Annotated in this window: 17 protein-coding genes and 1 pseudogene; 9 read left to right on the forward strand and 9 right to left on the reverse strand. The window is 72.9% G+C overall.

The window, feature by feature from the left end; genetic code table 11:
- Nucleotides 1-80: 80 nt before the first annotated feature.
- A complete protein-coding gene (locus tag MILUP08_RS18910) occupies nucleotides 81-959 on the reverse strand; it encodes a PDDEXK family nuclease (RefSeq protein ID WP_007460534.1) in 879 nt (292 codons plus the stop codon).
- A gap of 152 nt (nucleotides 960-1,111) precedes the next feature.
- Here MILUP08_RS18910 and MILUP08_RS34705 point away from each other — a divergent pair.
- A pseudogene (locus tag MILUP08_RS34705) lies at nucleotides 1,112-1,962 on the forward strand (IS5 family transposase).
- Nucleotides 1,963-1,979: 17 nt separating this feature from the next.
- On the opposite strand, the gene MILUP08_RS33880 reads toward MILUP08_RS34705, so the two are convergent.
- Both MILUP08_RS33880 and MILUP08_RS18930 read right to left on the reverse strand, forming a co-directional pair.
- Complete coding sequence (locus MILUP08_RS33880; RefSeq protein WP_007460539.1) at nucleotides 1,980-3,596, reverse strand: Ig-like domain-containing protein; 1,617 nt, start codon at nucleotides 3,594-3,596, stop codon at nucleotides 1,980-1,982.
- A 103-nt stretch (nucleotides 3,597-3,699) separates the two neighbouring features.
- Entirely contained in the window at nucleotides 3,700-4,566 is an 867-nt protein-coding gene (locus MILUP08_RS18930) for a phytanoyl-CoA dioxygenase family protein (protein WP_007460541.1), read from the reverse strand.
- Between the two features lie 185 nt (nucleotides 4,567-4,751).
- Between MILUP08_RS18930 and MILUP08_RS33885 the strand changes: the two genes are divergently transcribed.
- From MILUP08_RS33885 to MILUP08_RS18950, 4 genes are all read left to right on the forward strand, one after another.
- Nucleotides 4,752-5,840, forward strand: a complete 1,089-nt coding sequence (locus MILUP08_RS33885; protein WP_007460543.1) for an Asp23/Gls24 family envelope stress response protein — start codon at nucleotides 4,752-4,754, stop codon at nucleotides 5,838-5,840.
- Nucleotides 5,837-6,397, forward strand: coding sequence for an Asp23/Gls24 family envelope stress response protein (locus MILUP08_RS18940; RefSeq protein WP_007460544.1), 561 nt, complete (start codon nucleotides 5,837-5,839; stop codon nucleotides 6,395-6,397). Before MILUP08_RS33885 ends, MILUP08_RS18940 begins: the two co-directional genes overlap by 4 nt.
- A 152-nt stretch (nucleotides 6,398-6,549) precedes the next feature.
- Nucleotides 6,550-7,107: a DoxX family membrane protein gene (locus MILUP08_RS18945; protein ID WP_039906272.1), complete on the forward strand. Its 558-nt coding sequence runs from the start codon at nucleotides 6,550-6,552 to the stop codon at nucleotides 7,105-7,107.
- 193 nt (nucleotides 7,108-7,300) lie between these two features.
- On the forward strand, nucleotides 7,301-7,693 hold the full coding sequence (locus MILUP08_RS18950) for an FKBP-type peptidyl-prolyl cis-trans isomerase (protein WP_007460549.1): 393 nt from the start codon (nucleotides 7,301-7,303) through the stop codon (nucleotides 7,691-7,693).
- A 139-nt stretch (nucleotides 7,694-7,832) separates the two neighbouring features.
- Here the strand turns inward: MILUP08_RS18950 and MILUP08_RS18955 are convergent, their stop codons facing one another.
- The gene (locus tag MILUP08_RS18955; RefSeq protein WP_007460551.1) at nucleotides 7,833-8,255 is read right to left on the reverse strand and encodes an STAS domain-containing protein; all 423 of its coding nucleotides are present in this window, start codon (nucleotides 8,253-8,255) and stop codon (nucleotides 7,833-7,835) included.
- Between the two features lie 200 nt (nucleotides 8,256-8,455).
- On the opposite strand from MILUP08_RS18955, the gene MILUP08_RS18960 reads away from it, so the two are divergent.
- Nucleotides 8,456-9,472: an SMP-30/gluconolactonase/LRE family protein gene (locus MILUP08_RS18960; RefSeq protein WP_007460553.1), complete on the forward strand. Its 1,017-nt coding sequence runs from the start codon at nucleotides 8,456-8,458 to the stop codon at nucleotides 9,470-9,472.
- 134 nt (nucleotides 9,473-9,606) lie between these two features.
- Here MILUP08_RS18960 and MILUP08_RS18965 read toward each other — a convergent pair whose 3' ends face one another.
- Nucleotides 9,607-10,875 carry a L,D-transpeptidase gene (locus MILUP08_RS18965; RefSeq protein WP_007460555.1) on the reverse strand — a complete coding sequence of 423 codons (1,269 nt, stop codon included), beginning with the start codon at nucleotides 10,873-10,875 and terminating at the stop codon, nucleotides 9,607-9,609.
- 869 nt (nucleotides 10,876-11,744) lie between these two features.
- Between MILUP08_RS18965 and MILUP08_RS18970 the strand changes: the two genes are divergently transcribed.
- A complete protein-coding gene (locus MILUP08_RS18970; protein ID WP_007460557.1) occupies nucleotides 11,745-12,719 on the forward strand; it encodes a sugar phosphate isomerase/epimerase family protein in 975 nt (324 codons plus the stop codon).
- 22 nt (nucleotides 12,720-12,741) lie between these two features.
- Nucleotides 12,742-14,844, forward strand: a complete 2,103-nt coding sequence (locus MILUP08_RS18975) for a PQQ-dependent sugar dehydrogenase (RefSeq protein ID WP_007460559.1) — start codon at nucleotides 12,742-12,744, stop codon at nucleotides 14,842-14,844.
- Nucleotides 14,845-15,033: 189 nt separating this feature from the next.
- Here the strand turns inward: MILUP08_RS18975 and MILUP08_RS18980 are convergent, their stop codons facing one another.
- The 4 genes from MILUP08_RS18980 to pdhA all read right to left on the reverse strand — a co-directional run bounded on the left by MILUP08_RS18980 (nucleotide 15,034) and on the right by pdhA (nucleotide 20,502).
- Nucleotides 15,034-16,713 (reverse strand): right-handed parallel beta-helix repeat-containing protein, encoded by a 1,680-nt coding sequence (locus MILUP08_RS18980; RefSeq protein ID WP_039908337.1) that lies wholly within the window; start codon nucleotides 16,711-16,713, stop codon nucleotides 15,034-15,036.
- Between the two features lie 134 nt (nucleotides 16,714-16,847).
- Nucleotides 16,848-18,350, reverse strand: a complete 1,503-nt coding sequence (locus MILUP08_RS18985) for a dihydrolipoamide acetyltransferase family protein (RefSeq protein WP_420329273.1) — start codon at nucleotides 18,348-18,350, stop codon at nucleotides 16,848-16,850.
- Nucleotides 18,335-19,339 (reverse strand): alpha-ketoacid dehydrogenase subunit beta, encoded by a 1,005-nt coding sequence (locus MILUP08_RS18990; RefSeq protein ID WP_193376632.1) that lies wholly within the window; start codon nucleotides 19,337-19,339, stop codon nucleotides 18,335-18,337. Before MILUP08_RS18990 ends, MILUP08_RS18985 begins: the two co-directional genes overlap by 16 nt.
- Nucleotides 19,336-20,502 (reverse strand): pyruvate dehydrogenase (acetyl-transferring) E1 component subunit alpha, encoded by a 1,167-nt coding sequence (pdhA, locus tag MILUP08_RS18995; RefSeq protein ID WP_007460567.1) that lies wholly within the window; start codon nucleotides 20,500-20,502, stop codon nucleotides 19,336-19,338. The genes MILUP08_RS18990 and pdhA overlap by 4 nt, the downstream gene beginning before the upstream one ends.
- Nucleotides 20,503-20,671: 169 nt before the next feature.
- Here pdhA and MILUP08_RS19000 point away from each other — a divergent pair, with 169 nt between their 5' ends.
- On the forward strand, nucleotides 20,672-21,115 hold the full coding sequence (locus tag MILUP08_RS19000) for an Lrp/AsnC family transcriptional regulator (RefSeq protein WP_377556906.1): 444 nt from the start codon (nucleotides 20,672-20,674) through the stop codon (nucleotides 21,113-21,115).
- Nucleotides 21,116-21,143: the final 28 nt, after the last annotated feature.

Genomic DNA, 21,143 nt, shown 5'->3' on the forward strand with positions numbered 1-21,143 from the left:
GTTCAAACGGCCCACAGAAAATTGCTCCGCACCCGAGCGGATCGGGTGCGGAGCGGGGTTTCAGCAGGGAAAGTGGCCGGTCAGTCCGCGCAGAGGTGGTCGAACGCGAAGCCACCCACCAGCTCGTCGCGGCGTCGGCTCAGCGCCACGATCTCCGCGGTGAGGTCCGCGCGCGCCAGCAGGTCCGGGCCGTCCGGCCCCACCGCGCGCAACCGTTCGCCGACCGCGACGGTCGCCAGGTCCTCGGCCAGCCGGGCCACGTCGACGCCGCAGGAGAAGCGCTGCGCGGTCACCGAGACCCGCTCGATCAGGCACGCGTCCGGGCGCACCTGGACCCAGCTCCAGCCCTGCGCCGGACCCTCGGCCCAGTGCACGTGCAATCCGCGCACGATCGGGTCGGCCAGCCGCCCGGCCACGTACGCCTCGACCGCCGCCGCGCGGGTCAACGCCCCCAGGTCGTTCACCGGGCCGGTCCGGCCGTCGGGAAGTCGCCCGAGGATGTCGCGGAAGCCCACCGGAGCGGACTCGTCCTCGCTGCCGGTGACGGCGGCGCCCGCCGCGTACGCGCGCGCGTCGACCACGTACTCCACGAGGCGTCGGCCGTGCTCGGCGGCCCGCAGCGTCGGTGACCCGATGCGCAGCACGGGCAGCCCGACGGCCGCGCTCACGGCGTCGGTGAGCCGCTCCGCGCGCTGCTCGGCCGACCCGGCCGGCGGGACCGGGCCGATCGCCACGGCGACGACCGGCCGTCCGGTGTCGGCGGCGCAGACCACGAGGTCGAACGCCGCCCGGCTGGCCGAACCCCACTGACTGCCCGTGACGCCGGGCGGACGCCCCTGCACCAGCTCGCTGAGCCGACGCGTCCCGTACACCAGGTGGCCGGCGCGGTCGAACAACGCGTCGCGTCCACCATCGGCGGGCATCGCCCGCAGCCAGCCGCGATCCACGCTGCTCGTCATCTGTCTGATCCATCCGCCGGTCGGTCGAACCGCGCCGAGTCTAGGCGGTCGATCACCGGTCCTGGTGGAGCGGCCCGGCCGGCTGCGGAGCGCCCGCGCCCGCTGCCCTAGGCAGTGTCTTCAAAGGATCTTGGTATCGGATGATGTAGCGCGTGGGTCGTCGCTACGAGTTGTCTGACGTCGAGTGGGAAGCCCTGTCGAGGTATCTGCCGTCGGCGGTGACGGGTGGTCGGCCGCGGGTCGATGACCGGCGGGTGCTCAACGGGATCGTGTGGAAGGTCCGGGCCGGGGCAGCGTGGCGGGACGTGCCCGCCCGTTACGGGTCCTGGCAGTCGATCTACACCCGTTTCCGCAGGTGGGCCCTGGACGGGACGTTCGAGCGGATGCTGGCCGGAGTGCAGGCCGACGCGGACGCGGCCGGTGACATCGACTGGCTGGTGTCGGTCGACTCGACCATCGTGCGAGCCCACCAGCACGCTGCAGGCGCTAAAGGGGGCGCCGAGAAACGGACGAACCACAAGATCACGCCCTCGGCCGATCTCGAGGTGGACTGACCACCAAGATTCACCTCGCCTGCGACGGCCTGGGTCGGCCCCTGGCCTTCGTGCTCTCCGGCGGCAACGTCAACGACTGCACCCGCTTCACCCAGGTCCTCACCCGCATCCGTGTCGAGCGTTCAGGCCCCGGCCGGCCCCGCGTCCGCCCGGAGCACGTCATCGCCGACAAGGGCTACAGCTCCAAGGCCATCCGCGCCGGCCTACGCCGACGAGGCATCCCACACACGATCCCCGAACGCGCTGATCAGCAGGCCAACCGCCGCCGGCGAGGCAGCCGCGGCGGCCGGCCACCAGCGTTCGACAAGCAGCTCTACAAGCGGCGCAACGTCGTCGAACGGTGCTTCAACCGGCTCAAGCAGTGCCGCAGCTTGGCCACCCGATACGACAAGACAGCAACGTCATACCGGGCCACCGTCACCATCGCCGCGCTACTCCAATGGTTATGAACCTTTGAAGACACGGCCTAGCGGCAGGCCGCCGTGACGACGACGGGGGCCTGCGGCAGGGTCGGCGGGTGGCAGTTCCCGGGCGCTGCCGGCCGCCAGCCCGCCGCGACGTTGTGGACCATGTCCTCCGGGACGTACTCGGCCCACCGGGACAGGTCGTTGCCGCCGTTCAGGCCACTGGCGAGCAGCACACCGGCGGAACCTCTTCGGAGCGCGGCCAGCATTTGCTGCATGCCGACCGCCGGATAGCCGAGCGCGGAACACGCCACATCACCGTCACGCCAGCACTCCCAGGCGAGGGCCGGGTCGGCGATCGCCCGATCCGGGTACGGTGCCGAGAACAGGTCGAACATCACCGTCTCGCCGTAGTAGAGGGTCAGACCGACGCTCTGCCAGAAGTCGAGGGCGTACTCGAGGTCGGGTGCCGGCTTGGCGCAGACGGCACGTTCGTCCCGGCAGGTCGCCCCCGGCCCGGTGTAGCGGCCGTGGCTCCAGCCGAGAGCGAGGATGGGCGTGATGCCGGCGACCGTCAAGCGTTGCGTGTACGCGACGATCTCCTGCCGGTACCGCTCGCCGCCGAAGCGGGGGTCCACGTACGACAGGCCGAGCCAGCAGGCCTCGTTGAGCGGGACGTACACCGCCTGGACGCCGCGTGCGGCGAGCCTGGCCACGGCGGCGTCGTCGACCGGGCCGTCCCAGATGCCGCGCCCCCGCACGCAGCGGGCCTCCGCACCGGTGCGCACGAGCGGCGTCAAGGGTCGGGGGGCCGCCGCGTTGATGACCGGGGAGATGCCCCAGAGCTGGTCGCGCACCACGCTGACGTAGGGCGCCTGCCGCTCCTCGCCCGGTGTCAGCACGCGAACGAGTGGGGCCGTGCTGGTGTTCTGCATCGAGCCCTGATCGTCGTACGCGTAGGCGTCCAGGTTGTAGGAACCGGCCGGCAGGTCACGCCACTGGGCGGTGTATGGCGCGGTCGTGTCGGTACCGAGCGAGGTGCGGTCCACCCCGGTGCCCCAGCCGAAGAATTCGACGCGGGTGATCCGCCGGCCGGGCGCGGGCGTGGCGACGGCTTCCGCGTTGATGGTGGCCGGGGCGAAGAAGTGGTCACCGTCTTCCGGCCTGATGATCGCGACGGACGGCCGGTTCGGGTCGGGAACGGGACTGGGTGACCCGGTCGGCCGCGGGCTCGGCGAGACCGGCGGCGGGGTCGACGGAGGCGGGCGCGGAGGCAGCACGGTCGTGCAGGTGACGCCGTTGAGCGTGAAGTTCTGCGGCAGGCCGGTCCGGACCCCGCGCGTCATGACGAAGGGAAAGAACTGCTGCTCGTCGGCCGGCAACGTGACACCGGGCAGGTTGCGGATCGTGACCTCACCGCCGTGCTGTTCCCAGCGCACACCGTCGACGTTCTTGATCTGCTCGGTCGGGTAGCGCAGCGGGAAGGTCAACGTCCACTCCGTGAGTGGCTGGCCGACGCTCAGCACCCTGAGGTCGCCGCGCAGCATCGACGGGTACTGGAAGCCGACCTGGAGCTGCGCCGCACACCCGCTGGCGGCGGACGCCGGGACGACCACGGCGAGAGCACCCGAGGCGACCGCGAGCGCGGCGACGGCCAGGAAGACGACACGATTCTTCACCAACGACCCCCGTCATCGACGCTTATCGTTGGATACTCGCCCCGGTCGACGCCGGAAGTCAAGGCCGGGGACCCAGCCCTCGGCAGGGATCGCCCGTGGGTGCCTACTCCGCCGCGCCCATCACCAGGCCCTCGATGGTGTGCTTCTGCCGGATCGGTTCCAGCCGGTCCACCACCGGGCAGGGCAGATGCTCCCGGACCGCCGGGGGCAGCCGCTCCCAGTACGCCCGGGTGACGGCCATGTCGTGGTGGGCGGCGTTGCCCGCGCCGGGCGCGTCGACGCCGAGCACCAGGACCGGGCGGGCCGAGTCCGAGACGTTCGGGGTGCCGCGGTGGACGGTCAACGCCGACCGGGCCGAGATGTCACCCCGCTGCGGGTACTTGCGCACCGCCCGCTGCTGGTAGCGGGGATAGCGCTCCCGGGGCGGGAACATCCCGTGGTCGAAGTCGGCCCCGTCGTCCCACTGGGTGCCCGGGGCGATCTCGAACGGCCCCATCTCCTCCACCGTGTCGACGGTGGTCAGGTTGAACGCCAGCGAGGTGAGCCGCCGCTGCCGCCGGGTCTGCGCGGGCATCGGGAAGTCCCGGTGCCAGGGCTGCATCGCCGCCCCGGGAAACGGGGTGTCGAAGCCCAACTCGACGATCTCGTACTCGTCGCCGAGGACCGCCCGGCAGACCGACACCACCCACGGATGGGTGACCAGCTCGACGAAACCGGTCAACTGCTCCGGATGGATCTCCACGTACCACCGCTGCGGACCGCGTCCGACCGCGCCGTCGGGGCGCGAGCGCGCCTCCTCGAACGCGGCGGCCACGTCCCTGCCGATCTGGTCCACCCAGGCCGGTTCGAAGGCGCCCCGACAGGCCGTGATGCCGTCGCGGTAGAGGTCGCCGAGCGCCTCGACCGGGACGTCGTCGTCGGCCGCGGGCCCGGTGGCGGGTGCCGCTGACTGAGCCGGGGATACGCGCATCGGGGGCCTCCTCGGGCGGACGACGCATGTCTTACAACGTTGTAGAAGCGTGCCAAGGGTCCCGGAGTGACGCCAGCGCTCGGTGGGCATCTGTGACCTGGATCACGTCCGATGCGTGTTCCAGGGCACCCGGTGGGGTGTATCCAGCGAGGTCGCCCGCAACGGACCGGCTGGGAGGTCAGAGCATGTCGCGTCAGCAGTTCGGCACCCACGCCGCGAGCGGGCCGGCGCCTCGCCGACCCCGGGCGGAGAGCCCGCGCCGGCCACGCCAGCCGCGCCCCGCCGGTGACCCGGCCATCCGCCGCCGTCCGAGCGCCGACCGAGCGGGACGACACCACCGCCTTCCCCTCCGACCCACGGCCATCCGTCCCACAGCGACCGCCGACCCGACCGGCGGCCGCGGGTCGCGGCGCGCTGCGGATCGGTCGACAGGCGACACCGGCGCGGCGGCGGAGGTCGGGCGGATCGCGGCCGACGCGGCCGGTCGCGTGCCGGGCGTCTCCGACGTCCGTCCGGCCACCGTCCGCGTGGGCGACCGGTCCGTGGGCCTCGACCTGCACCTCGTCATCGAGTACGGCCACAGCGTGCCCGCCGTCGCCGACGCGGTCCGCCGGACGGTCGCCGAACAGGTGCTCGCCGGCACCGGCCGCGCGGTGGCCACGGTGACGATCACGGTGCGGGACCTGGCAGTGCCCGGCGCCGACGACGACACCCCGTCCCGCCCACCGGTCGTCCGCCCCGAGCTGAGCACGGCGACGGCCAACCGCGCAGCCACCGCGCTGCTGGCCGTCGTCCTGCTCGCCGCCGGCGTCCTGCTGGCCGTGCAGGCGCTGCTGGTCACGATGGGGCGGCCGACACCGCTGCTCATCCGCCCCGGCTGGTACGACGCGCTGACCACCACCCGGTGGCACGATCCGGCCGTACGGGGAACGGCCGGTGCGGCCGTACTGCTGGGTCTGCTCATCCTGGTCGCCCAACTGCGCCGGTGGACGCCGGTCCGACTGCGCGTGGACGCGCACGACGGCTGGCACCTGCGCCGGCGGTGCGTGGAGCGCCGGCTGACCGACGCGGCGGACACCGTTCCCGGCGTACGCGCAACCCGGGTGCGGGTCCGACGCCACGGCGACCGGTGGCGACCCCGGTTGCGCGCCACCGGCGACCCGGCGGCCCGTGCCGAGGTCGAGTTCGCCGTACGGCAGGAGCTGCGTCAGCTCGCCTCGCCACGCGCCGAGCGCGTCGAGATCCGACTGCTGCCCCGCAGGCGGCCGGCATGACCGATGCCGCGCACCGCCTGCTGTGGACGGTTGTCGCGCTGCTGCTGGTGGCCGTCGGGGTGACGGCGTTGGCGGCCGGCTCCGGCGCGCTGCCGGGCGGCCACCCCGACGGCGTCCTGCTCGGCGGCGGCCTGGTGGACACGTGGCGACTCGCGACGCCCTGGAGCACCCTGGCCGCGGCGGTCGCCGGGCTGCTGACCGCCGTCGCCGGTCAGCGTCTGCTGCACCGGGCGCTGCGCCGACCCGACCGGGCCCTGCGGGGCACGCTGAGCCGACCCGGACGGCACCCCGGTCGCACCCGACTGGCCACCGAGGTCCTCGTACGCGCGCTGGAACGGGACCTGCTCCGCGTACCCGGGGTACACCGGGCCCGGGTGGTGCTCACCGGCACGCCACCGCGCCCCGACGTGTGGATCCGGGTGGACCTGACCGGAGACGCCCGCCCCGCCGGCGTCCGCGAGCACGTCCACGACGCGGTCCGCCGGTTCGCCACGACGGCCGGCTGCCAACCGGCGCACCTCGACGTGACGGCCCGGATCGGGCCGGCCCGACCCTGACCCGGCGGTCCGGCCGCGTCTGGTCAACGGCGAACGCCGTCGGGGGTCCAAGGTCCCGGGCCGGTGCGGTCCGTCGGCCCTGCCGCCGACACGGGCCGAGAGCGTCCACTGGAGGTGCCACCGGGAAGCGCGGTGCGAGGCAGAGAAGGGACGTGGACACCATGACCGCGACGTTCGAGCGGACCACCGCCGAGACCACCGCTCCGGCGACCGGCGCCACCCGAGAGAAGGCCAGCCGGTACGTGCTGGCCGGCATCCGGATGGCGCTCGGCTGGATCTTCCTCTGGGCCTTCCTCGACAAGCTGTTCGGCCTCGGCCACGAGACCGCGTCGAAGAACGCCTGGATCAACGGGGGCAGCCCCACCAAGGGCTTCCTCACCTTCGGGGTCGCCGGCCCGTTCACGGACGTCTACACCGGCATCGCCGGCGCCGCCTGGGCCGACTGGCTGTTCATGGCCGGCCTCGCGGGGATCGGCATCGCGCTCCTGCTCGGCGTCGGCATGCGGGTCGCGGCCGTGGCCGGTGGCCTGCTGCTGGTCCTCATGTGGACCGCCGTCCTGCCTCCGGAGAACAACCTCTTCATGGACGACCACCTGATCTACGCCGCGGTGCTCGCGGTCCTGGCGCTGGTCGACGCCGGCGACACCGGGGGCCTCGGGAACGTCTGGGCGAAGCTGCCGATCGTCCGGCAGGCGCCCTGGCTGCGGTGACCACCACCGCACCGTCGCACGGCGGGCGTCACCACCGGTGACGCCCGCCGCGACGCGTGCCGTCGATCCCCCGCGGCGGTGGGCCGGTGGTCGTGTCGGGGCAGGTGGCGGGTCCGCCGCACATCGGTGACGCGCTATCCGGCAGGATCGACGGTGACCGGACACATCACCCAACACGGCAGGAGATCCCCGCATGAACCAGGCAGCAGGCGCCCGATCCGGCAAGCCCGAGGTGGGTCCGATCGAGGGTGCGCCGCCGGCCGACCTCGTGACCGAGGACATCACCGTGGGCGACGGCCCGCAGGCCGAGCCGGGTCAGTTGGTAAGCGTGCACTACGTCGGCGTGTCGCACTCCACCGGCGGCGAGTTCGACTCGTCCTGGAACCGGGGCGAGGCGTTCGAGTTCCCGCTCGGCGGCGGTCAGGTCATCGCCGGCTGGGACCAGGGCGTGGTGGGGATGCGCGTCGGCGGCCGTCGCCGCCTCACCATCCCGCCGCACCTGGGGTACGGCGACCGCGGCGCCGGCGGCGTCATCAAGCCGGGCGAGACCCTGGTCTTCGTCGTCGACCTTCTCGGCGTGCGCTGATCGATCGTGACGGGGGCCGTTCGGCGCGTGCCGGGCGGCCCCCGAGCGCGCGCTGTCAGCGTCAGACGGCCACTCGGCGTGCCTGGTGTCGCGTCAGACGGCCACTCGGCGCGTCAGGCCACCTTGCACGCGTTCAGCGTCAGGCGGCCAGCACCAGGCCGTCGGGCGCGGCCGGCGGGCGACGGGCGGCCCCGATCAGGTCGGCTGGAACCGGACGACGGGCGGCCTCGACGACCCGGGCGGGCTCCAGGATCGGCATCACCCGGTGCAGGCCGGTGGCGCGCAGCACCCGGGCCACCACCGGGGTGGGATCGACAAGCACCAGCTCGCCGCCCCGGGCCCGGATGCGCAGGTGCGCGGCGAGCAACGTACGCACCCCGGCTGCGGAGAGCAGGCGCAGCCCGGACAGCTCCAACTGCACGACCGGCCGGGCCGGCGCGGACCACAGGGCGGACCGGAACGCGGCGACGGTGGCGATGTCGACCTCGCCGGCCACCCGCACCTGGACCACCTTGTCACCCACGCTGACCTGCACGTCGATCCGGTCGCTGCGCTCTCCCATGACGTGAAATCTAGCCCCCACCACCGACAGTTTCGCCCCTCCGCGGAGTGATTCCGGGTACGCCCAGGGTCATCCCCCGAGGTGCCCCTCATCCCCCTAGGGGTGGAGGCCAGGAGCCTCGCGGCCGACCGAACGGCCAGGTGGCGCGCCGCGTACACGCGCTTCGGGCGTACCAGGCATCGGCGGTGGAGAATGACCCGATGGTGATCCCCCGGCCCCGGCCGCCACGGTTGATCCGGCCCGTCCGCGAGACGGCCACCGTTCCGCCTCCGCTCAGCGGCCCGTGGGCGGCCACGGACCGCCGGCTCGACCGGGTCGACCTCCTGCCCCTCCCCGAGGGGGCCGTCGGGCCGGAGGACGTGCTGGTCGACCCGAGCGGCCGGGTCATCAGCGGCGACGAGGACGGCAACCTCTGGTGGTGGCCGGTCGACGCGCCGGCCGGCACCCGACCCCGGCTGCTGGCCGAGACCGGCGGCCGGCCACTCGGCATCGAGGCGGACCCGTCCGGGGAGGCGCTCATCGTCTGCGACGCGTACCGCGGGTTGCTGCGGGTCACGCCGGACGGGACGGTCCACGAGCTGACCGGGACGGCGCCGCCTGTGCACCTGGCCAACAACGCGACGGTGGCCCGCGACGGCACCGTCTACTTCACCGACTCGTCGGACCGGTTCCCGGTCTCGCACTGGAAGCGGGACCTGCTGGAACACCGCCCCCACGGCCGCGTGCTCGCCCACCACCCGGGCAGCGGACGCACCGAGGTGGTGGCCGACGGGCTGTACTTCCCCAACGGGATCGCGCTGACCCCCGACGAGTCGGCGCTGATGCTTGTCGAGACCACCACCCACCGGCTGCTCCGCGTGGAGTTGCGCGGCGGGGTGCGGGTGCTCGCCGACCTGCCCGCGTACCCGGACAATCTCTCCGCGGTGGGCGACGGAACGTACTGGATCGCCCTGCCCAGCCCTCGGGTGCCCATCGCCGAACGGCTGCTGCCGCACCCCCGGCTGCGCCAGCTCGCCGCGCTGCTGCCCGACGCGATGCAGCCGCAACCGCGCCGCTACGGGTTGGTCGCGCTTGTCGACGGCGAGGGCACGGTCCGTCGTACGCTGCACGGCCCGGCCGGCAACTACTGGATGATCACCGGGGTACGACAGCACGGCGACCAGCTCTGGTTGGGCAGCCTCATCGGGTCCGGCGTGGCCCGCGTACCCCTGGCATGAACGCCTGGCCTCCGCCCGGCGCGTGCCGGGCGGTGGCCGACCCCGACGCGGCCGTGGGTACGTCGACGGCGAACGGGACCGACCCACCGCGATGGTGGGTCGGCCCCGTGTTTCGGTGTCCCGGTGTCCCGGTGTCAGCGACCGCTGACCGAGGGCGCCGGAGCGGGTGAGCCGCCGGCCACCGCGCCCGGGTGCGCCGGGGCCACCGGCGCGGGCTTGAGCCCGGACGGCACCGGCAGGGCGCTGCCCTTGACGAACTCGTCCCAGCCCACGTTCCACGCCGTCCAGCCGTTGCCGGGCTGCAGGTCGACCTCGGTGCCCTTGACGGTGACCAGGTCGCCGACCTGGGTCACCCCCATCAGCCAGTCCGCGGCCGTGGCGGAGACGTTCGCGCAGCCGTGCGAGGTGTTGGTGTAGCCCTGCTCGCCCTCCGACCAGGGGGCCGAGTGGATGAACTCACCACCCCACGTGAGCCGCTGGGCGTCGTCGACGTCGACCACGTAGCCGCCGTTCGGCTCACCCCGGGTGTCGAAGGTGGTCCGCTCGTGCTTCTCCATGATCACCATCTTGCCGCTGGAACTGGGCGTGCTCGGCTTGCCCAGGCTCACCGGGATGCGGCGAACCTGCTTGCCGTCGCGCAGCACCGTCATCTGCTTCGTGGCGTTGTCGATCTCCAGCGAGACCTGTTTTCCGATCTTCGAGGTCGCGGTCCGCTCGGCGTCCCCGACCAGGTTCTTGCCGATCGGCAAGCCCTCCAGCCCCGCACGGACACTGATCGTCGTCCCCGGCCGCCAGAAATCGGGCGCCCGGTAATAGACCTGACTTCCGTCGTCCAGCCACGACCAGGCACCCGGCTGCGGCGGATTCGTCTTCACGAACAACCGGCGCTGCACATCCGCCCTGGCCTCTTTCGGAATTGCCGGGTCGAACGCCACGGTTACCGGCATCGCGGTGCCGTACGTCCGGTTGCCCACAAAATAGAGGGTGCTGGTGATCTGTGGCTTCGTGGACTTGGCCATCGTGGTGAACGTGGTGGTCCGCGTCGTGGTCGCACCCGAGTCACCCGTCGCGGTCACCTCCGCCGTGTACGTACGCCGAGGTTGCAGCGGAGCGCTCGGCACCCAACCCGAGCCGTCCTCCCGCGGTTCCGCCTTGACCTGCGCGCCCTTGTCGTCGGTGAGTCGGACGGCGGTGACCCGTCCGCCCTTGACCACCGCGCCGACCTCGGCGCTGACCGGAACGTCGCGGGCCTTGTCCCCCGGTGTCACGGCCAACTCCGGCGCCGCGACGTGCCCCTTGGCCGGCCCGGCCGCCGAGTCCCGGTCGGCGGTGCACCCGGCCAGCACGAGCGGTGCGGCTGCGACAGTTACCGCCAACAGCGTCAATCGCCGCCTAGACGTCATGTTCAGTCCCCCCGTTTTCGGCTTCCCTCTGCCACATTCTGTCGGCCCCGACAGGAGTATCCAGGGCATTCGGAAATAATCGGTGGCGCATTTATCGGCGCATTTTCCGACCCTGTGCCGCTTGACGAGAAAAGCCCACAAGCGCCACCTCTCGGCACGGTCCGCACTCCGGCACGTCACCCGACCCGCAACGTCCGGTCCCACCCCGACCCCGCCACGCCCGCACCTATCGCCGCCGTTGCACGACTCGCGCGCCCCGCGCCCCCGCGCCCCGCGCCCCCGCGCCCCGCGCCGCCGCGCCCCGCGCAGCAACATCTCCGCAACATCGGGGATGTTGCTGCCTCCGGTGCGCGGGAAGCAGCGACATCCCCGATGTTGTGGCGGTCTCCGCGAGGGACGTCGCCCTCGGCCGGCCGCCGAGTAGGGCGTCGATGCCCGCGGCCCTCAAGGTCACGCTCGGGTGCGTCTGGGCGGGCGCGGGGCGCGGGCGCGCCGGATGCGTCTGGGCGGATGCGCGGGCGCGGACGCGCGGGGTGCGCAGGACGGGGTGGGGGCGGATGCCGCACCTGCTGGGAGGACTTTTGTCATTTGGAGCGAAACTTCTGCTCATCGAGACGGAGCTTTGCCTTTGTCCGGAGGCAAGGGTAAGGTCGGGTTTCAGATAGAAGGTTGCCCATTCGTCGATCAGCCTGCCTGCCTCCCTTGCCGGGTCGGGCCGCGGTCCCCCCTCTGGGGCGCCGACCGCGTCCACGCGTCGTCCTCACCGTCCAGCCGGAGCGTTGCCTCCGGCCGGTTCGGCGCGCCCCGGCAAAGGCCGGCCGGTCGACAGTTGCCGACGGCGCACCAGCCGTCAGGAAGGGACCACCACCATGGATCACCAGATCAACCGCTCGGAGCCGACAGTGACCTCCGAGCCGGTCAGTCGACGCGGGCTCCTCCGTGCCGCGACCGTCTCCGCCGCCGCCGTCGGCGCCGCCGGGCTCCTGGCCGGCCCGGCCAATGCCGCGCCCGCCGCTGACGCCGCCGCCCGGGGTCAGTCCCACGGCCGGCGTCGGGTGCCGGTGGACCGGATCAGCATCCAGCTCTACACGCTGCGCGACCAGCTCGCCGCGGACCTGCCGGGCACCCTGACCGCCCTGCGGCGCATCGGCTACCGGCGGGTGGAGCACGCCGGCTTCGTGGGGCGTACGGCCGCGGAGTTCCGGGCCGCGCTTGACGCGGCCGGGCTGCGCGCCACCTCCGGGCACACCGGCATCCCGCAGCCGTTCGACGCCGCGACCTGGGAACGTGCCCTCGAGGACGCCAACACGGTGGGCAGCAAGAAGATCGTCCACCCGTACTTCGGTCGGGACGCGGAGGGGCGTCCGTACCGGGACCCCGCCGTCTACCGTGCCCTGGCCCGGGACCTCAACCAGGCGGGGCGGCTGGCCGAGCGTGCCGGGCTCGATTTCGGCTACCACAACCACCAGTTGGAGTTCGTGCCGCTGACCGACGGCTCGACCGGCTTCGAGATCCTCACCGGGCAGACCGATCCCCGGCTGGTCCACTTCGAACTCGACCTGTACTGGACCTGGCGGGGGGCACACGACCCGGTCGACGTGATCCGGGCCAACCGCGGCCGGATCCGCCAGGTGCACGTCAAGGACCTGGACGTCGAGGGTGGCTTCGCGGATCTGGGCGACGGCGTCATCGACTTCGGCCGGATCTTCGACCACGAGCGTGAGGCGGGCATCGAGGAGTACATCGTGGAGCGCGACGACGCGGGCACCTCGCCGCGCGTCCCCGCCGACGCCCTGGAGACCGCCCGGGTCGGCTTCGACTACCTCGCCGCACTGCGGTACTGACCACCTCGGGGGACTGCCTGATATGAACAGGACCGCTTTCGCGTCCGCTCTGCTCCTGGTGTCGGCCGGCCTGGTCGCGCCGACGACGGCGGCGACCGCCGCACCGGCGGCCGCGCCGCCGGACAGCAGCTTCCAGAAGGTGACGCTCAACGACTTCCCCGGCGAGCCGATGAGCCTCGCCGTCCTGCCCGACCTGCGGGTGCTGCACACCTCCCGCACCGGCGAGGTCCGCATCCACGACCCGCGCACCGGGCTGAACACCCTCGCCGCCGACATCGACGTGTACGAGCACGACGAGGAGGGCTTGCAGGGGGTCGCCATCGACCCGAACTTCGCCCAGAACAAGTGGGTGTACCTCTACTACTCGCCGCCGCTGGACACGCCCGTGGACGACCCGGCGACCCCCGACGTCAACGAGGGGGACGCGCCGGCGACCGGCACCGCGGCCGACTGGCAGCGGTTCAAGGGCGCGCTGCGGCTGTCCCGGTTCAAGCTGGACGGGATGAAGCTCAACCTCGCCAGCGAGCAGCAGATCATCGACGTGCCGACCGACCGGGGCATCTGCTGCCACGTCGGCGGCCAGATCGACTTCGACAGCAAGGGCAACCTGTACCTGTCGACAGGTGACGACACCAACCCGTTCGCCTCCGACGGCTACGTGCCGATCGACGAGCGGGCCGACCGGAACCCGGCGTACGACGCACAGCGCACCGCGGCCAACACCAACGACCTGCGCGGCAAGCTGCTGCGGATCAAGGTGAAGGCCGGCGGTGGCTACACGGTGCCGGCCGGCAACCTGTTCAAGCCGGGCACGGCACAGACCCGTCCGGAGATCTACGCGATGGGGCTGCGCAACGCGTTCCGGTTCGCCGTCGACAGGCGTACCGACAACGTGTACCTGGGCGACTACTCCCCCGACGCCTCCACCGCGAACCCGGAGCGCGGGCCGGCCGGGCACGGCCGGTGGATGGTTGTCGACAAGCCGGCGAACTACGGCTGGCCGTACTGCGTGACGCCGACGATCGCCTACCGCGACTACGACTTCGCCACCGGCGAGTCCGGCGCCAAGTTCAACTGCAAGCGCCCGGTCAACGACTCACCGCACAACACCGGCAAGCGCGTGCTGCCGCCGGTCGAGCAGCCCCAGGTGTGGTATTCGGCGGCCGCCTCGGCCGAGTTCCCGCAGCTGGGCACCGGCGGCATCGCGCCGATGGGCGGCCCGGCGTACGACTACGACGGGGCCAGCACGTCGCGTACCCGGTGGCCGGCGTACTACGACGGGGTGCCGCTGTTCTACGAGTGGACCCGGGACTACATCAAGGAGTTCCGCCTCGACTCCGACGGCGACGTGCAGGACATCCGACCGGTGGCGCCGTCGTTGGTGGTCGACAACCCGATGGACATGGAGTTCGGTCCGGACGGCGCGCTCTACGTACTGGAGTACGGGGACGGCTACTTCGCCGAGAACCCGGACGCCCAGCTGTCCCGGATCGACTTCGTCCGGGGCAACCGGACGCCGATCCCCAAGGTCAGCGGCACGCCGACGGTCGGGCAGGCCCCGCTTACCGTCGCGTTCTCCAGCGCCGGCACCACCGACCCGGACGGTGACAAGCTGAGCTACGCGTGGGACTTCGACGCGGACGGCTCGGTGGACAGCACCGACCCGAACCCGAGCTGGACGTTCGAGGAGAACGGCTCGTACACGCCGACGCTGAAGGTGACCGACCGCACCGGGCGGTCCGCCTCGGCGACCCTGCCGCTGCTGGTCGGGCCGACCGCGCCGGTCATCGAGTTCGTCGCCCCGGTGGCCGGGCAGCCCTTCCAGTTCGGGCAGACGGTCGCGTACGAGGTGAAGGTCACCGACGACCTGCCGGTGGACTGCTCCCGGGTGACTGTCACCTACGTGCTCGGGCACGACGAGCACGGGCACCCGCTCTCCACGGCGACCGGGTGCTCCGGGACGATCCCCACCTTCGTGGACGGTGGGCACAGCGGCGCGGACAACCTGACCGCGGTCTTCGTCGCCGAGTACACCGACGCGCCGACGGAGCCCGGTGTGCCGCCGCAGTCCGCCTCGGCGACGGTCGTGCTGGATCCCACCCCGGTGGCCGGCCTGGCCGGCTGACCCACGCACGACGAGCGGCGGCGACCGGAGAGCATCCGGCCGCCGCCGCTTCGCGTTCCGTCCCGGCCGGCTCCGAGCCCCCGCCGCTGACCGCCACCCCCGGCCGGTCAGCTCCGAGCCGCCGCCGCTGACCGCCGGCCTCGGCCGGTCAGCTCCGAGCCGCCGCCGCTGACCGCCGGCCTCGGCCGGTCAGCTCCAGTCGCTGTCGACGTGGTTGTCGCGCCAGCGGCCGCCCACCGGCGGGGTGTCCAGGCGCATCCCGTCGTCGGCGTTGCCGGCGAGGTCGTTGTCCTCGACCCGGCAGTCCACGCAGCTACCCCGCTCGGTGATCCACAGCCCGTGGGTCTGGGTGCTGTCCTCGTGGTTGTCCCAGACCCGGTTGCCGCGGATGGTGGCGGAGTCGAACGCCGCGTCGATGGTGATGCCGGCCCGCCGCTCGGGTGCCGCGGACAGCTCGTACCCGCAGCCCGGGGGCGGCACGTCCCCGCTCCACGCGCTGATGCCGTCGGGGCGTACCGGTGCCAGGACGAGTTCGTCGCCGGTGTTCGAGGCGACCATGGCCACGGCCCGTCCCACCCGCAGAACCTTGCCCCGGTGCCCGTCGTGCGGCCAGTTCGCGGACCGGTCCACCATGGACCGTTCGGCGTAGCGGACGGTCTCGCCGCCACCGCTGGCGGCCTGTGCGTACTGTCGCCCGTTGTTGCGGATCCGGTTGTTGAGCAGCACCGCGTCGGTCATCTGGTGGTCGATCCGGACGGCGTCCAGCCCGTTGCCCCAGAACTCGTTGCTCTCCACCACCACGTCCCGTACCGGGCCCTGGTAACCCCGCCCGAGGTCGTGCCCGTGGTAGCCGTGCTGCCCGTTCCCGCTGATCCGGTTGCCCCGGATGGTGTAGGGGCCCGGGCTGTTGCCGACGCTCACCCCGTCGCGGATGTTGCCGTCGATGACGCAGTCGGTGAGCAGCCCACCCCGTCCGGCGATCGCCGCGGTGCCCTGCGCGGAGATGTCGAAGCCGGCCTCCAGGTTGCCGGTCATCGTGCAGGCCGAGACGATGAGACCGTCGGCGCCCCAGTCGGAGATGCCGAACCGGTTGCCCTGGCTGTGACACCCGATGATGCGGTAGCCGCGGGGCGGGGGCCAGTAGTCCTTCTGCAGCTCCAGGAAGATGCCGTTGGTGCCGTTGGCGAGCGTGGTGCAGTTGGCGATGGTCAACCGCTCCACCGTGCCCCAGCCGCCGATGCCCACGCCGATGCCGGCGCCGCCGATCTGCTCGCCGTTGTCGAGGCGACCACAGCCGACCACCACCACCCCGTCGATGAGCGAGTCCTGCAGGAAGTCGCAGCCCAGCCCGGTGGCCGCCGTGTGGTGGATGTAGAGGTTGCGGAACACGCCGCGCACGACGTACTGCAGGCCCAGACCCTTGGCGAGGTAGTTGTACTCGGCCATCGCCACCCCGGAGCCGTCGATCTGGAAGTCGGCGAAGGTGCAGTCGGCGATGTGCCGGTCCCGGTCGGCGCCGTGCTGCACGGTGGTCCAGAAGGCCAGCGGTGTCGGGTCGGCGCGGTTGCCCTCGTTGCTGAGCATGAACCGGGTCGCCGCGGGGCCGGCGCCGACAAGTGAGACCCCACTGCGCCACACCGTGCCGGCGTCGCGGATCGAGTAGATGCCCGGCGGGCAGTAGATGACGCGGGCCCGGCCGTCCGAGGCGTACCCGGCGCCGAGGCGGTCCACCAGGGCGGCCAGCGCCGGCTGGTCGTTCGTCGCGCCGTCACCGGTCAGCCCGTACTCCAGCGCGTCGCAGTAGAGGGGGGCACCGGCGGCGGCGGGCCGCCGTACGCGTACCGCGTTCAACAGCAGCTCGTTCGCCACGGCCACGGGCGGGCTCCCTTCGACGCGTCAGGTGCGCTCCGGCGGGGCCGACTTCCCGATGACGCGGCCGGGAAACCCCGGGACGCACGCCGGCCCCGGCGCCGCGTGGGCGGTGCCGGGGCCGGGGGTACGCGTCAGACGGCGGCGATCAGCAGCGCCGGGCGCTCCACGCAGTCGGCGACGTGGCGCAGGAAGCCACCGGCCACCCCACCGTCGCAGACCCGGTGGTCGAACGTGAGGCTCAACTGGGTCACCTTGCGCACGGCCAACTGCCCGTCGACCACCCACGGCTTGTCCACGATCCGTCCCACCCCGAGCAGGGCCGCCTCCGGGTGGTTGATGATCGGGGTGGAGCCGTCCACGCCGAACACGCCGTAGTTGTTGAGCGTGAAGGTGCCGCCGGTGAGCCGGGCCGGCGCGAGCGTCCCGGCCCGTGCGGCGGCGGTGGTCGCCGTCAGCTCGGCGGCCAGCTCGGCCGTGGTGAGCCGCTGGGCGTCGCGCAGCACCGGCACCAGCAGGCCCCGGTCGGTCTGCGCGGCGATGCCCAGGTGCACCCCGGCGGACTGGACGATCCGCTGGCCCTCGGTGTCGACGCGGGAGTTGAGCTGCGGGAACCGGCGCAGGCCGCTGAGGCAGATCCGGGCCAGCAGGGCCAGGATGCTCACCGGCGCGTCGGGCGTCGCCGCGTTGATCGCCGCCCGGGTCTCCAGCAGCCCGGTGGCGTCGACGTCGACCCAGATGGTCACCTCGGGGATCTCCCGCCGGCTACGGGAGAGCTTGTCGGCGATCACCTTGCGCACGCCGGTGAGCGGGACGATCACGTCGCCGTCGCCCTCCGGGGTCGACGCGACCTGCGGGTCCGGCACGGCGGCGAGCCGGGCGACGGGTACGGCCAGGGCCGCCTCGACGTCGGCGCGGCGGATCACCCCGCCGGGTCCGCTGCCCCGGACCGTGCCCAGGTCGACGCCGCGCTCGCGGGCCAGCCGGCGCACGATCGGCGAGATGACAAGTGCCGCCGGCCCCGCGGCTGCCGCCGCGCTCCGGGCCGGGCCGTCGACCGCGACCGGGCCACCGGCCACGGTCAGCGCATCGACCGCACGCGGGGCGGGAGCCGTGGTCGGACCGGCCGGGGTCGGGGCATCGACCGCACGCGGGCCGGGGGCCGCGGTGGGACCGGTGTCGCCGGCCAGGCCGGTGTCGCCGCCATCGGCCGGACCGGCGTCGGGTGGTTCCGGGGCCACCGCGAGGCGCGGTCGACGCCGGCGGCGGGTCGCGCCGCCGTGCCCGGTGCCGTACCCGATCAGCACGTTGCCGGAGCCGGCCCGCTCCTCCTCGCGGTAGGTGGCGTGCCCGGCGGGCTCGTCGCCGCCGTCAAGCGGCGCGATGGTGATCAGCGGCTGGCCGACCGGGCGGACCTCACCCGCCTCGCCGTGCAGGGTCACGACCCGGCCGGCGTACGGGCAGGGCACGTCGACGACGGCCTTGGCGGTCTCCACCTCGACCACGCTCTGGTCGACGGTGACGATGTCACCCACGGCGACCCGCCACTCGACGATCTCGGCCTCGCTCAGCCCCTCGCCCAGGTCGGGCAGGAGGAAGACCTGCGTCCGCTCGACGGTGGTCATGCCGCCGCCCAACGCGCGTCCGGCTGGTCGTCCCACTGGAGACGGGCCACCGCGTCGAGCACCCGGTCCACACCGGGCAGGTGGGTGTGCTCCAGCATCGGCGCCGGGTAGGGGATGTCCAGCCCGGCGACCCGCAGCACCGGGGCGTGCAACGCGTGGAAGCAGCGCTCCTGCACCCGGGCCGCGATCTCCGCGCCGACACCCGCGAAGCCCGGCGCCTCCTGGATCACCACGCACCGGCCGGTGCGCCGGACCGAGGCGGTGATGGTGGCGTCGTCGAACGGCACGATGGTGCGCACGTCGACCACCTCCAGGTCCCAGCCCTCCTCGCGGGCGGCCTCGGCGGCCTCCAGCGCGACAGGCACCGCCGGCCCGTACGCCACCAGGGTGGCGTCCCGGCCGGCACGACGCACGACGGCCCGGCCGAACGGCTCGGTACGCGCTGGCAGCTCGGCGTCGGCGCTGCCGAAGTAGAGCTTCTTGGGCTCCATGAAGACCACCGGGTCGGGGTCGTCGATCGCCTCGCGCAGCAGCGAGTACGCGTCCTCGACGGTCGCCGGGGTGACGACCTTCAGGCCGGGGGTGTGCGCGTAGTACGCCTCGGACGAGTCGCAGTGGTGCTCCACCCCGCCGATGCCGCCGGCGTACGGCACCCGGATGACGATGGGCACACTGAGCTTGCCCCGGGTGCGGTTGCGCAGCTTCGCCACGTGCGAGGCGATCTGCTCGAACGCCGGGTACGCGAACGCGTCGAACTGCATCTCGACCACCGGCCGCAGCCCGGACATGGCCAGGCCGACGGCGAAACCGACGATGCCGGCCTCGGCGAGCGGGGTGTCGAAGCAGCGCTTCTCGCCGAAGCGGGCCTGCAACCCGTCGGTGATCCGGAAGACGCCGCCGAGCGCGCCGACGTCCTCGCCGAAGACGACCACCCGGTCGTCGGCCGCGAGGGCGTCGGCGAGCGCGGTGTTGAGCGCCTTCGCCATGGTGGTGGCCATCAGGCGTCGCCCTCCTCGTCGTGCGCGGCGGCCAGCTCGGCGCGAACCAGTTCGCGCTGCTCGACGAGCTGCGGGGTGGGCTCGGCGTAGACGTGGTCGAAGAGGCTCAGCGGGTCGACGGTGGGCTGGGTGTTCATCCGGGCGCGCAGGTCCGCCGCGTACGCCTCGGCCTGGTCGGCGACCTCGGCGACCGCCGCGTCGTCGAGCACGCCACGGGCGCGCAGGTACGTCTCCAGCCGAGCGAGGGGGTCGCGGTCGCGCCAGGCGTCGACCTCGGCGCCGTCGCGGTAGCGACTGGCGTCGTCGGCGTTGGTGTGCGGCTCCATCCGGTAGGTGTGCGCCTCCACCAGGAAGGGGCCCTTGCCGGCGCGGGCGTGCGCGACCGCGCGGGTCAGCACGGCGAGCACCGCGACCGGGTCGTTGCCGTCGACCTGCTCGCTGGGCACTCCGTAGCCGACGCCCTTGTACGCCAGCGACGGCGCGGCGGTCTGCCGGGACAGCGGGACGCTGATGGCGTACCTGTTGTTCTGCACGAAGTAGACGACAGGCGCTTTGAACACGGCGGCGAAGTTGATGCCCTCGTGGAAGTCGCCCTCGCTAGTCGCGCCGTCGCCGATGAAGGCCAGCGCCACCGTGTCGCGTCCCTGGTACGCCTCACCGTGCGCGAGACCGGCGGCGTGCACGCACTGGGTGGCGAGCGGGGTGCACTGCGGGGCGGTGTGCACCGCGGTGGGGTCGTAGCCGCAGTGCCAGTCGCCGCGCAGCAGGGTGAGCACCTCGACCGGGTCGATGCCCCGGGCAACCAGCGCCATCGATTCGCGGTAGGTGGGGAACATCCAGTCGGTGTCGCGGACGGCGAGCACGGCGGCCACCTGGCACGCCTCCTGGCCGCGCGACGACGGGTAGACGGCCAACCGGCCCTGCTTGGTCAGCGCGGTCGCCTGGGTGTCGAACCGGCGGCCGAGCACCATCCGGCGGTACAGCTCACGCAGCGCCTCGACGGGCGGCTCCGGGTAGTCGGTGCGGGCCGGCAGCGGCGTACCTGTCGGATCGAGCAGGCGGACCGGTTCGGCGTCCGGCAGCAGCGGGCGCGCCGGGTCGGGCGGGGTGACCGTCCGACGGGCGCGCGGGGATGCCCTGCGGACCGCCTGGGGTGTGGTCGTCACGGCGGGACCTCCTGGGACGAGTGGTGAGCCTATGCTTCCGCCTGACGGATGATTGACTCAAGATCCACGAAGAAGGCGGGACGTCTGGCATGGGGGAGGCACGTCGGTGAGCCAGGAGACCGGAGACGGAGCGAGCCGGGCAACCGGATCGGGACGATCGGCGCGAGGAATGGACGAGGTCGATCGGCGGATCCTCGACGAGCTGGTCCGCGACGGGCGGACGTCGGTGCGTACCCTCGCCGAACGGATCCACATCTCGCGCACCAACGCGTACGCCCGGGTGGAGCGCCTGCTGCGCGACGGCGTGATCACGGGCTTCCGGGCGCAGGTGGCGCCCGAGGCCGCCGGATTGGGCACGTCGGCGTACATGGCGTTGACGATCGAGCAGAACACCTGGCGGGAGGTGTCGGCCGAGCTGGCCCAGGTGCGCTACGTCGAGCACGTCGCGCTCCTCAGCGGCGAGCACGACGTGCTGGCCCTGGTCCGGGCGCCGGACAACGCCGCCCTGCGCGACGTGGTGCTCGACCGGGTGCAGCGCATCGCCGGGGTCCTGTCGACGCGGTCGTGGCTGGTCTTCGAGGAGTTCGACGGGACGCAGAGCCCGTGGCAGTAGCGCTATAACACGAACCAGATGACAAATA

Source organism: Micromonospora lupini str. Lupac 08 (assembly GCF_000297395.2).
GTDB lineage: Bacteria > Actinomycetota > Actinomycetes > Mycobacteriales > Micromonosporaceae > Micromonospora > Micromonospora lupini.

Excerpts from the sequence above, each read along its gene's own strand:
- MILUP08_RS18975 (WP_007460559.1), top strand. The coding sequence starts at position 12,742 with ATGAACAGGACCGCTTTCGCGTCCGCTCTGCTCCTGGTGTCGGCCGGC.
- MILUP08_RS18965 (WP_007460555.1), bottom strand. The coding sequence starts at position 10,875 with ATGACGTCTAGGCGGCGATTGACGCTGTTGGCGGTAACTGTCGCAGCC.
- MILUP08_RS18940 (WP_007460544.1), top strand. The coding sequence starts at position 5,837 with ATGACCGATGCCGCGCACCGCCTGCTGTGGACGGTTGTCGCGCTGCTG.
- MILUP08_RS18955 (WP_007460551.1), bottom strand. The coding sequence starts at position 8,255 with ATGGGAGAGCGCAGCGACCGGATCGACGTGCAGGTCAGCGTGGGTGAC.
- MILUP08_RS18970 (WP_007460557.1), top strand. The coding sequence starts at position 11,745 with ATGGATCACCAGATCAACCGCTCGGAGCCGACAGTGACCTCCGAGCCG.
- MILUP08_RS18960 (WP_007460553.1), top strand. The coding sequence starts at position 8,456 with ATGGTGATCCCCCGGCCCCGGCCGCCACGGTTGATCCGGCCCGTCCGC.
- MILUP08_RS19000 (WP_377556906.1), top strand. The coding sequence starts at position 20,672 with ATGGACGAGGTCGATCGGCGGATCCTCGACGAGCTGGTCCGCGACGGG.
- MILUP08_RS18930 (WP_007460541.1), bottom strand. The coding sequence starts at position 4,566 with ATGCGCGTATCCCCGGCTCAGTCAGCGGCACCCGCCACCGGGCCCGCG.
- MILUP08_RS18910 (WP_007460534.1), bottom strand. The coding sequence starts at position 959 with ATGACGAGCAGCGTGGATCGCGGCTGGCTGCGGGCGATGCCCGCCGAT.
- MILUP08_RS18950 (WP_007460549.1), top strand. The coding sequence starts at position 7,301 with ATGAACCAGGCAGCAGGCGCCCGATCCGGCAAGCCCGAGGTGGGTCCG.
- MILUP08_RS33885 (WP_007460543.1), top strand. The coding sequence starts at position 4,752 with ATGTCGCGTCAGCAGTTCGGCACCCACGCCGCGAGCGGGCCGGCGCCT.